10 protein-coding genes are annotated in these 10,610 nt (G+C 46.9%); 4 read left to right on the top strand and 6 right to left on the bottom strand.

What is annotated here, in order from left to right; all coding sequences use genetic code 11:
- Window positions 1-72: 72 nt before the first annotated feature.
- Together Q0241_RS02590 and Q0241_RS02585 are read left to right on the top strand one after the other, a co-directional pair.
- Window positions 73-660, top strand: coding sequence for a YceI family protein (locus tag Q0241_RS02590; protein ID WP_299372602.1), 588 nt, complete (start codon window positions 73-75; stop codon window positions 658-660).
- A gap of 18 nt (window positions 661-678) precedes the next feature.
- Window positions 679-1,215, top strand: coding sequence for a cytochrome b (locus Q0241_RS02585; RefSeq protein ID WP_299372599.1), 537 nt, complete (start codon window positions 679-681; stop codon window positions 1,213-1,215).
- 115 nt (window positions 1,216-1,330) lie between these two features.
- Here the strand turns inward: Q0241_RS02585 and Q0241_RS02580 are convergent, their stop codons facing one another.
- On the bottom strand, window positions 1,331-2,389 hold the full coding sequence (locus Q0241_RS02580) for a phospholipase D-like domain-containing protein (protein WP_299372596.1): 1,059 nt from the start codon (window positions 2,387-2,389) through the stop codon (window positions 1,331-1,333).
- 272 nt (window positions 2,390-2,661) lie between these two features.
- Here Q0241_RS02580 and Q0241_RS02575 point away from each other — a divergent pair, with 272 nt between their 5' ends.
- Both Q0241_RS02575 and Q0241_RS02570 read left to right on the top strand, forming a co-directional pair.
- Complete coding sequence (locus Q0241_RS02575; protein WP_299372594.1) at window positions 2,662-3,237, top strand: demethoxyubiquinone hydroxylase family protein; 576 nt, start codon at window positions 2,662-2,664, stop codon at window positions 3,235-3,237.
- Between the two features lie 200 nt (window positions 3,238-3,437).
- On the top strand, window positions 3,438-4,265 hold the full coding sequence (locus Q0241_RS02570; protein WP_299372591.1) for a tellurite resistance TerB family protein: 828 nt from the start codon (window positions 3,438-3,440) through the stop codon (window positions 4,263-4,265).
- Between the two features lie 133 nt (window positions 4,266-4,398).
- On the opposite strand, the gene Q0241_RS02565 is transcribed toward Q0241_RS02570, so the two are convergent.
- From Q0241_RS02565 to Q0241_RS02545, 5 genes are all read right to left on the bottom strand, one after another.
- Window positions 4,399-6,129 carry an ABC transporter ATP-binding protein gene (locus tag Q0241_RS02565; protein WP_299372588.1) on the bottom strand — a complete coding sequence of 577 codons (1,731 nt, stop codon included), beginning with the start codon at window positions 6,127-6,129 and terminating at the stop codon, window positions 4,399-4,401.
- A 14-nt stretch (window positions 6,130-6,143) separates the two neighbouring features.
- Window positions 6,144-7,079 (bottom strand): ABC transporter permease, encoded by a 936-nt coding sequence (locus tag Q0241_RS02560; RefSeq protein ID WP_299372585.1) that lies wholly within the window; start codon window positions 7,077-7,079, stop codon window positions 6,144-6,146.
- Window positions 7,079-8,047 (bottom strand): ABC transporter permease, encoded by a 969-nt coding sequence (locus Q0241_RS02555; RefSeq protein WP_299372582.1) that lies wholly within the window; start codon window positions 8,045-8,047, stop codon window positions 7,079-7,081. The genes Q0241_RS02560 and Q0241_RS02555 overlap by 1 nt, the downstream gene beginning before the upstream one ends.
- A gap of 93 nt (window positions 8,048-8,140) precedes the next feature.
- Complete coding sequence (locus Q0241_RS02550; protein ID WP_299372579.1) at window positions 8,141-9,736, bottom strand: ABC transporter substrate-binding protein; 1,596 nt, start codon at window positions 9,734-9,736, stop codon at window positions 8,141-8,143.
- A 65-nt stretch (window positions 9,737-9,801) separates the two neighbouring features.
- A partial coding sequence (locus Q0241_RS02545) for an amidohydrolase (protein ID WP_299372576.1) occupies window positions 9,802-10,610 on the bottom strand: 809 nt, incomplete at its 5' end.

The following is a 10,610-nucleotide window of genomic DNA, read 5'->3' as shown; positions in this document are numbered from 1 at the left end:
AATTTGTGGATTGAATGATAGGGTTCAAATCACCATTTAATTTATAAATAATCTTTTTCACGGGGATTTTACATGTCTTTCAAACTATCTTTTAAAGCTCTTCCAACTGGCCTTGCTGCATTGGCACTTTCCTTGTCTGTGTCAATGGCGAATGCCGCGGAATACAACATTGATCCAACGCACTCGTTTATTAATTTCAAAACAAAACACCTCGGCTATAGCTGGTTATCTGGTACCTTTAACAAGATTTCCGGAACTATCGATTATGATCCTGAAAATAATGCAGACCAGAAGGTCAATATAGAAATCGACACCGCAAGTCTGGATACCAATCACGCTGAACGTGACAAGCACTTGCGCAGCGCAGATTTCTTTGATGTGGAAAAATTCCCGACAGCCACCTTTGTTAGCACAGGCTACAGCGGTGATGCCAACGGTGGCACCTTATCCGGCGACCTAACCCTACACGGCGTTACCAAAAACATTTCCTTTGATGTCACTAAGATTGGCGAAGGCAAAGACCCGTGGGGTGGATATCGCGCCGGTTTCGAAGGCAGCTACACCTTGAAACGTAAAGATTTCGGCATGGACTTTAATCTCGGCCCTGCGGCAGAGGAAGTACAGGTTGATCTCTTTATCGAAGCCATCCAAAAGAAATAATCAAAGCGTTTATCAGTTATGATACGCAATTCAACAAATAGCTATGGGCTGGTCAGCAAGTTGCTGCACTCGCTCATAGCTTTTTCCATTATTGGTCTGATCGGTCTTGGCTGGTGGATGGTTGGGCTCAGCTATTATGATGCTTGGTATCATACAGGCTTGGAATTACACCGTGCCATTGGCATCTGTGTGCTTCTTCTTGCCTCTGTCTTTGCAATATGGAAAGTGATTTCCCCCTCGCCCGGTCTTCAGGAATCCCTGAAACCGATGGAAAAGGTCGGGGCAAAAGTAGTGCATGTCATTCTACTGCTTTCCATGTTTGTCGTTCCCTTAACGGGTTATGCCATTTCCACGTCTTCGGGAAGCGGCTTTACCTTCTTCGGGCTTTTCGACATTCCGTCGATCATGGCAATTACCGATACAACCCGTGATCTAGCCATCGACCTGCATTATTACATTGCCTATGGCCTGATTGCCGTGGTTCTGCTGCATGCAGGGGCGGCATTCAAGCATCAGTTCATCGACAAAAAAGGTACGCTGAAGCGTATGTTTTAAGCATGATAGTCTATTGCTGGAATAATATTAAGGGGGCGCAAGCTCCCTTTTCTTTTGCCCTAAACAACTGCCTAGATCATTGGTGTCGAGATAAGGGACCTGATATAAACGATCCTCATAGAACAGGTCGGGCATGATCCCGGATGATGCGCTCTATTTCCGCAAGGGCAAAGCTAGCGATCTTCTTCTGCGCTTCTCTTTGTGTGGGGGATGTGGTCTCTAGATCGCCAAGGATAATGATGTTCTCGTCATTCAAATGGTTCGCTGGCCCTGTGTAGTTAAAAGAGCCACCGATCACCACTTGCCTGTCCAAGACCATCAGCTTGTGATGCAACTTGCCAAGCTGTCCGCTTTTGTGCACAAAAAACAAGTCTGCCCCCTTGGCCTTGAGATCATCCACAGGCGCCCAATCCTGACTACCCTGCCCGCCATCAAAGACACCCTGTATTGGCATGTCGAGATCAAGCAAGCGCAGCATGGTATCATCAATCCCCGATGATTTTGAGAAGGTAAAGATCGCAAAATCGATACGCTCGCGTGCTTTCAACATCTGCTTCATGATCTCCATTTCCGGGCTGTGATCCGGTGCAAACAGAACCCTGATCGGCACGTCGGACACCACTGTATCCGTCGGGGTTTTATCGTGACCTTCGTTCCGCTTGCCAAAATGTCCGCGCTGAATTTCCGCAAATTCACGGCTAAAGATTTTCGCAACCTTCTTATCGTGGATAATAATCACATGGTTCAGGTTATTGTGGGTGCCTGTCGGGGTGAAATTGGTCGATCCTGACAGAACCGACGCTCCGTCCCGAACCATAAATTTCTGATGAAAAATCTTAGAATTATAATCGACCTTCACGTCAATTTTGGCCCGCAGGATTGCATCATGAACCTGTCTGTTTGCCTCGTGCTTGCCACCCACGGCCCAAGGATCAACCCGCGCCGTTGCAGCCTTCAGATAGCTTTGTTCGATAACCATTCTAACCCGGACTTTTCGCTGGCGAGCACGAATAATTGCCTTGGCAATGGTTTCGTTTTCCAACTCCTGCACAGCGATATCCAGACGTTTTTGTGTACCATCGATAAAATCAACGATCACAGCCTCCAGCTCATCAGGTGCCCCCAGAGCTTCCGGCCCTGCATGAAACTCTACATTCCCGACACGCACACCCATTGCTTTTTCTCCCCGATCACACCCACTTATTTATACGCTAGTACAAACACACAGGTATGATACCACAGAAGTGCAACAGGATCACAACAGATCAACCGTGACGCGTAATTTAACAAAACAGATCTCTAAAACGATTGTCACTCCATCATTTGGGCCATCATTTGGGCCATCTTATGGACGAAAAATCTTAGCCCTTTGTTATAAAGTGTTTTCTTCGCGCTAAAGCTGTGTTTGGATACCTATTACTTTCCCTAACTCTATCCCGTAAAAACATGAATCAAACTGATAAAATCACAATCTCTCGCATTGTTAAGGTCAACCATGCCGGTGAATACGGGGCGATCAGAATTTATCGGGCCCAAATATGGGTCTCGAGATTCCTTTATCCGGAAATCGTGGCGTTTCTAGAGGAAACACTTCAACACGAAATAAATCATTGTGCGCTCTTTAGGTCTGCGATGCCCGAACGAAATTCTCGCCCCTGTCGAATTATGGGGCTTTGGGGCAATGGCGGTTTGGTTCTGGGCTTTGTCACCGCACTCTTGGGGCGTCAGGGTGTTTGGCTATGCACCGCGGCTGTTGAAAAGACAGTACATCACCATTTGGAAGATCAGCTGTTCTTTTTAAAGGATAGAGATCCAGCGCTCTATTCTTTGATAAAGGATATTCAGGAAGAAGAACTTTCTCATCTACACCACGCCGAAGATCATATCACAACCAGTTCGTTGTGGGCGCGGGTACTCACACGGTCGATTGCATACGCAACGAATACTGTTATGTGGCTCTCAACATGGGGGGATTCTAGTAAGATGGCGAAAAGCCTCCGCCTTGATGCTCAGGAAAAGTAACAATATTCGCTAAAACAGCATTGCCCCACTTGTTTTTGGTTCCGGTTGATTTTCCCGATCGTACATAACGTATATTCGGGTAATTTACCTATATCTAGATGTTTTCAGGTGGGGAATTGAAACCCCAGAAAAATCCCCCATATAATTTAGGAACAGACAATCTTTGGTCTGAAAAACTCTAATTTTTATGATGGGACGGCATGTTTAACGCATCGAAACTAATCAACGAAGTACTTGGCGCAAGTGGTGGTGGAACAGGTGGTGGTTCTGCTATGCAAAAGGGTAAGGATTACCTTTCCAGTAATGCAGGTGGTCTTGCTGGCGGCGCTGTCGCAGGCGGCTTGGCTGGTTATATGATGGGATCCAAAAAGGGTCGCAAGATGGCAAAGAAAACCGTTCAGTACGGTGGCCTCGCCCTTGTTGCCGGTCTCGCGTACAAGGCTTATAGCGATTGGCAAGGCAATAAAAATGCGGCCCCTCAACAAGGCATGGGGCACGGGCAAGTACCCGGACAAGCACAAGGACATGCTCAGAGCCAGCCCCACACTGCCCATGCACCAGCACAAGCTTCTCAGCAATATACAGCACATCAGACACCGCAACAGGCCGCTATTGTGCCCCCTGTCCCCCAGGATTCAGCCTTTGCGGTAGAGCCGGAAACAGAAACCGCCAACAGCTTTGGCGCAGCCTTGGTTTCTGCCATGATTGCCGCGGCAAAGGCAGACGGTCAGATCGATAGCGCGGAACAAGATGCTATCTTTGCCAAGATTGATGAACTTGGCCTGTCAAACGACGAAAAGGCCTTCCTGATGGATCAGTTACGAAGACCATTGGATATCGACAGTCTGGTTGCGCTGGCACAGAACAAGGAACAAGCCGTCGAGCTTTACGTGGCTTCTCTGATGGCAATTGAAGTAGATGATCCCGCTGAACAGGGGTATCTCAGCATGCTATCTGCACGCCTGAAGTTAGAGCCGGAACTGGTTGCCCATATCCACGGATCTGTCGCCCAGGCTGTCCATGCCTAGGGGTAGTAACGTTACTTAAACTCTTGCGGACTGAAGTGACGACAAAACCCAAGCGTTTTTACTTCGTTTATACATACAAAAAGGGCTCTGCAATTACTTCAGAGCCCTTTTTTATACCTTATCCCGAATAGCTTTAACTTGCTTCGGCTTGTCCATCATCCCGGTCCATAAGGCCGGAATAGCTTGGCATCAAGCTAATCAGATGCTTGCTGTATTCATGCTGCGGTGCCTTGAAAAGCTCTTCCGTATCAGCAATCTCAACCATTTTCCCCTTAGACATGACACCAACACGATCACACATCTGACGGATTACCGGAAGATCGTGGCTGATGAACATCATGGTCAAGCCAAGCTCTTCCTGCAAATCTTTCAACAGATTAAGGATCTGGGCTTGAATGGACACATCCAAAGCCGATGTTGGCTCGTCACAAATCAGGAAACGCGGACGCGTTGCCAACGCACGGGCGATGGAAATACGTTGTCGCTGCCCCCCGGAAAATTCATGAGGGAACTTCACAGCTGCCTTGGCACCCAGGCCAACGTGGTCAAGAAGATCATCAACAATTTGACGTGTCTCGGCTTCGGAACTTGTCAGTTTATGAAAGCGGATAGGCTCTGCAATAATGTCCCGAACCTTCATACGCGAATTTACGGATGAAAAGGGGTCCTGGAAAATCATCTGCATCTGACGACGGTGGACATTAAGCTCGCGACGTTTTTTGATTTTGGTAAGATCTGTACCGGCAAAATTAATAGAACCACCAGCAACCTTGTAAATAGACGTCACCAAACGCGCGATTGTCGACTTACCTGATCCCGACTCTCCAACGATCCCGAAACACTCGCCATCGCGGATATCAAAACTGACGTTATCAACGGCGCGGACTTCACTTTTCCCGCCGCCGAACATACCACCGGATTTGAAAACCATCTCAAGATTATCGACTTTAAGCAACGGACCATCGCTTTTGCCAAAATCACGGGCTTTGCCCAACCAATGTGTATTCAGATCAAGTTCTTTACACTCACCCGCCGCTTCAATGCTTTCCACAACAGGGAATCTATGTAACCGCACATCAGGGCGCGGAACAGCAGAAATCAAACTGCGGGAATAGGGATGATCCGGATTACCAAGAATTTTAGCTGTAGGCCCCGTTTCCACCACCACACCGCGGTACATCACCGCAACACGGTCAGCGACTTCGGCAATCACCCCCATATCGTGAGTAATGATGATCATGCCAACGCCTTTTTCCCGGACCAGCTTTTTAAGCAAATCAAGAATCTGGGCCTGAATGGAAACATCCAGTGCAGTTGTTGGCTCATCCGCAAGGATAACATCCGGCTCGGCACACAGCGCCAAAGCAATCACAACACGCTGACGCATACCCCCTGAAAACTGGTGGGGATAATGATCAACACGCTCGGATGGGTCGGGAATACCAACCTGATCAAGGAGCGAAATTGCACGTTCCCGAGCCTCTGCATCAGACAAGCCCAAATGAGTTTGAATTGTCCCGATCAACTGGGATGCAATAGTCTCTAATGGATTAAGCGAAGTCAGTGGATCTTGAAAGATCATGCCAATCCGTTTACCCCGGATTTTTCTCAACTCCGCCTGAGATTTACCAATGATCTGCTCACCTTCGAGGAACACTTCCCCGCCACCGACACGACCGGGACGTTCCAGCAAACCGACCACAGCATTACCAATGGTGGATTTACCTGCACCAGACTCCCCAACGACACCAAGAATTTCCCCTGCAGCAACAGTCAGATTTACATCCTTAGCCGCGATAACATCACCATGGCGAGATGGGAACTCAACAACGAGGTCTTTGATATCCAGTAATTCTTTACTCATGACATCACTCCCTATCAGCGCAGTTTCGGGTTCAAGGCATCGCGAAGCCAATCACCCAGAATGTTAACGGAAAGAACGAGTACGACCAAAGCCACACCCGGGAAAATAGTTATCCACCACTCGCCAGAGAAGAGATAATCATTCCCGATACGAATAAGTGTCCCCAAAGACGGAGAGGTCGGAGGAACACCAACACCTAGGAAAGAAAGTGTTGCTTCGGTAATAACAGCCAGAGCCAATTGAATAGTCGCAATCACCAACACTGGCCCCATAACGTTCGGTAAAATATGACGGACCAAAATAATCCAGTCCGGCAAACCGATAACCTGTCCTGCCTGAACATATTCCTTGTTCCGTTCAACCAGAACAGAGCTACGAACCGTGCGGGCATATTGCACCCAAAAACTAAGGCCAATAGCAACAACGAGAACATAAACCGCAAGTTCATCATGCACCTCTCGTGGCATAATACCACGGGCAATGCCATCAATGAGAAGAGCGATCAAAATGGCTGGAAATGATAACTGAACATCTGCAACACGCATCAGAAAGGAATCAACCATTCCGCCTGCGTAACCGGAAATCAATCCAACAGTAATTCCAAGAACGGCCGCAAAACCAACAGAGGCAAAGCCCACGATAAGAGAAATCCGTGATCCATACAGAATCGTAGAGAAAACGTCTCTGCCCTGATCATCCGTTCCCAGAAGGTAACTTGCCTTGCCATCTGCTTCCCATGCCGGAGGCAACAGGCCATCAAAAAGATCAACAGTGGCAAGATCAAAGGGGTTATGCGGGGCAACAAAATTGGCAAAAACGGCGCCAAATACAATTATAAAAGTCAGGAAGGCAGCAATCATTGCGCCCGGTGATCTCTTGAAATTGTACCAGAGATCACTTTCACGGAAGCGCGTGATAAATGATGGTGCTTCGCTTGAAATATCACTCATTAGCTCTGTACTCGCAAACGGGGATCAACAACAAAATAGAGAATGTCGACAATCAAATTGATCACAACAAAAACAAAGGCAATCAATAGCAGATATGCCGCCATAACGGGGATATCTACTTCTGATACCGCCTGAATAAACAACAGCCCCATTCCCGGCCATTGGAATACGCTCTCGGTGATAATGGCAAAAGCAATAATCGACCCGACCTGAAGACCAATAATGGTAATCACAGGAACCAGTGTATTACGTAGAGCAATAGAGAAATTAATCAGCCTCGGGCTTAGCCCCCGTGCGTGAGCAAACTTGATATAGTCAGTACGCAAAACTTCGAGCATTTCAGCACGAACCAAACGCACGATCAAAGTCATCTGGAAAACCGCCAGTGTAATCGCAGGCAAGATAATGGACTTCAGGCCGCTGCTTGTCAGGAACCCCGTAGACCACCAGCCCAAATCGACAACTTCGCCGCGCCCAAAAGTCGGTAACCATCGCAAGGTCACCCCAAAGAAAAGGATCAATAAAATACCAATAAGGAAGGTTGGTAACGATACACCCATTAGAGATATCGTCATAAAGCTTCGGCTAAATAACGATTTTGGTTTTAGCGCTGTGTAGATCCCCATAGGAACGCCCAGCACCAAAGCCAGTACAGCAGAAATCAGGGAAAGTTCGAGGGTTGCGGGAAAACGTTCGGCAATCAATCCACTTACGGGCTGACGCAAACGATAGGACATACCAAAATCGCCCTGCACAGCGTTTGAAATAAAACGCCCGTATTGAACGAGAAAAGGATCATTTAATCCCAATGATTCAGTCAAGGCTTCACGCTCTTCAAGCGTCGTATCCTGACCAACCATATTATTAATGGGATCTCCAACAAAACGGAATAAGGCGAAGGCAATCAAACCAACCACCAACATGACGACAACCGACTGAAGAAGCCGCATCGATATAAACTTGAACATAACGTCCCCTGCTTAACTTGGTTCAAAATATTTGAACCAGTAAAAACGGGGGCCTCTAAAACCGAGGCCCCCTTATACAATCACCCCAAAGGGTTATTTGCCAATCACAACATAACGGATATCAAGGACGTTATCCGCACGCTGAGAAAGCGTTACGCCATCACGAACACCCCATGAAAGAGGTTGTTGGTGAAGAGGAAGATAACCAACATCTTCTTTCAGAATAGAGAAAGCTTCTGCAACCATCTTCTGACGCTTTGCCTGATCAGTTTCTTTTTCTACATTAGAGGCAATTTCATCAATACGTGGATTGGAATAACGACCATAGTTGAACTGGCCAGTATTCTTTTCAGTATCAAATGATGACATCAGGTTATAAAGAACGTTATGCACGTCCATAGAACTTGGCGTCCATCCTAGAAGATAAAAAGATGTATCGTTGCCATTTTGCGGGCTTACTTTCGCAAAATATTTGGATTTTGGCTGAGCGTTCAGATCAACTTTGATACCAACACGTGCCAGAAGACCAACAACAGCCTGACAGATTTTCTCGTCATTTACGTAGCGGTTGTTTGGACAATCCATGCCAAGCTCAAAACCTTCGGGGTAGCCAGCTTCAGTTAGAAGTGCTTTGGACTTTTCCGGATCATAAGCATAAGGCTTATTAAAATCGGCATCATGTCCATTGATCTGAGGTGCAATCAACAGACCAGACGGCACAGCAGCACCACGCATGATTTTCTTGTCAATCGCATTCAAATCAATCGCATGCGCCATAGCAGCACGAACACGCTTGTCCTTAAGCGGGTTCTTACCTTTGATATTGGAATAAAGCAACTCATCACGCCACTGATCCATACCCAAGAAGATCGTACGTGCTTCAGGTCCTGTTAACGGGCTAACACCTTCAGCTTCTTCCAAACGGTTCCAATCCTGAACAGGAACCGGATAGACTAGATCAAGCTCACCGGAAATCAGCGCAGCAACTCGTGTTGCACCTTGTGAGATCGGCGTAAAGTTCACCTCGGTCACGTTTGTTGGTATATCTTTCCAATAGCCATCAAAACGTTTAAAGGTCGAACGAACATCAGGTTGACGTTCAGTTAAGATGAACGGTCCGGTACCATTCGCATTTTGCGCAGCATAGGTCGCCGTGGAATCAGCAGCCTTTGGGCTTGTTGCTTCTACTGAGCCATGCTTTTCAGACCATTCTTTGTCCATCATGTAATAGAAGACAAGTTCGCGAGGCAGAATTGGGTTCGGCGCAGGTGTTTCAACTTCAATCGTATAGTCATCAATTTTCTTGATGTCTTTCATACGACTGCCATAACCCTTCATATCAGAGCCCGCAGTTAGCGTACGCTTCCACGAGAAGATAACATCATCTGCATTAAAGTCGCCACCATCGTGGAACTTAACACCTTCACGAAGTTTGAAGATCCATGTTGTTGGACCAGTATTTTCCCAGCTAACAGCCAACCCAGGCTGTAGTTCTAGGTTTTTGTCATAATAGGTAAGACCTTCATAGACATTACCCAAAAATCCAAGAGTAAAAGTCTCGTTCAAGCCGTGAGGATCTAGAGATTGAACATCCCCCTGAAATGACCACTTAAAGGTTTCAGCATTCGCTGAACCCGCGCCAAGGGCAAGAGCACACGCACTCGCCGCGAGTATTGATTTAATTTTCATTTTATACTCCCTGTATTACTAACTTTACCTGTTTGTACCACACTACTTATTTAAACTTTTTGTTTCTAACGATTTATTGGCATCGCTGTTTCGACGAGCTTAGCCCAATAAGAACAACCAATGGGAATTATTTCGTCGTTAAAGTTGTATTTTGGATGATGAACCGGTGCTGTATCGCCATTACCTAAGAAAATAAATGACCCCGGACGTGCGTTGAGCATGAAGGCAAAATCTTCGCCGCCCATGGTCGGGTTCGCGTCTGTATCAACTTTATCTTCACCAGAAATGCCAGAGGCAATATCAACGGCAAAAGCTGTTTCTTTTTCGTGGTTCATCACAACCGGATAATTGCGCTTGTAGTCTAGAACAGCCGTCGCACCATGTGCTTTTGCTGTATGCTCGACAATTTCCTGAATGCGTTTTTCTGTCAAATCACGTACAGCTTCACTCAAAGTACGAACAGTACCGTTCAAGCTGGCTGTGTCAGGAATAACGTTAAATGCTGTACCTGCATTACAAGTTGTCACAGAAACAACCACAGATTCAATTGGATCAACATTACGAGAAGCAATAGATTGCAGCGCCAAAATAATATGGCTGGCAATCACAATCGGATCAATCGTTTCATGTGGCTTTGCCGCATGACCACCAGATGCCTGAATATCAATGGTAAAGATATCAGTCGCCGCCATCAGTGCGCCAGGACGTGTTCCAAAACTTCCCACAGGAACACCCGGCCAGTTATGGAGACCGTACACTTCCTGAATATTGAAACGATCCATCATACCATCATCAACCATTTCACGGCCACCGCCGCCGCCTTCTTCAGCAGGCTGGAAAATAACAGCAACAGAGCCATCAAAATTTCGGGTCT

Origin of the sequence: uncultured Kiloniella sp. (assembly GCF_937128705.1) — a bacterium.
In the GTDB taxonomy this organism is placed as follows: Bacteria; Pseudomonadota; Alphaproteobacteria; order Kiloniellales; family Kiloniellaceae; genus Kiloniella.
The sequence above is the reverse complement of the archived record's forward strand: the minus strand, read 5'-3'. Positions and strand labels throughout refer to the sequence as shown.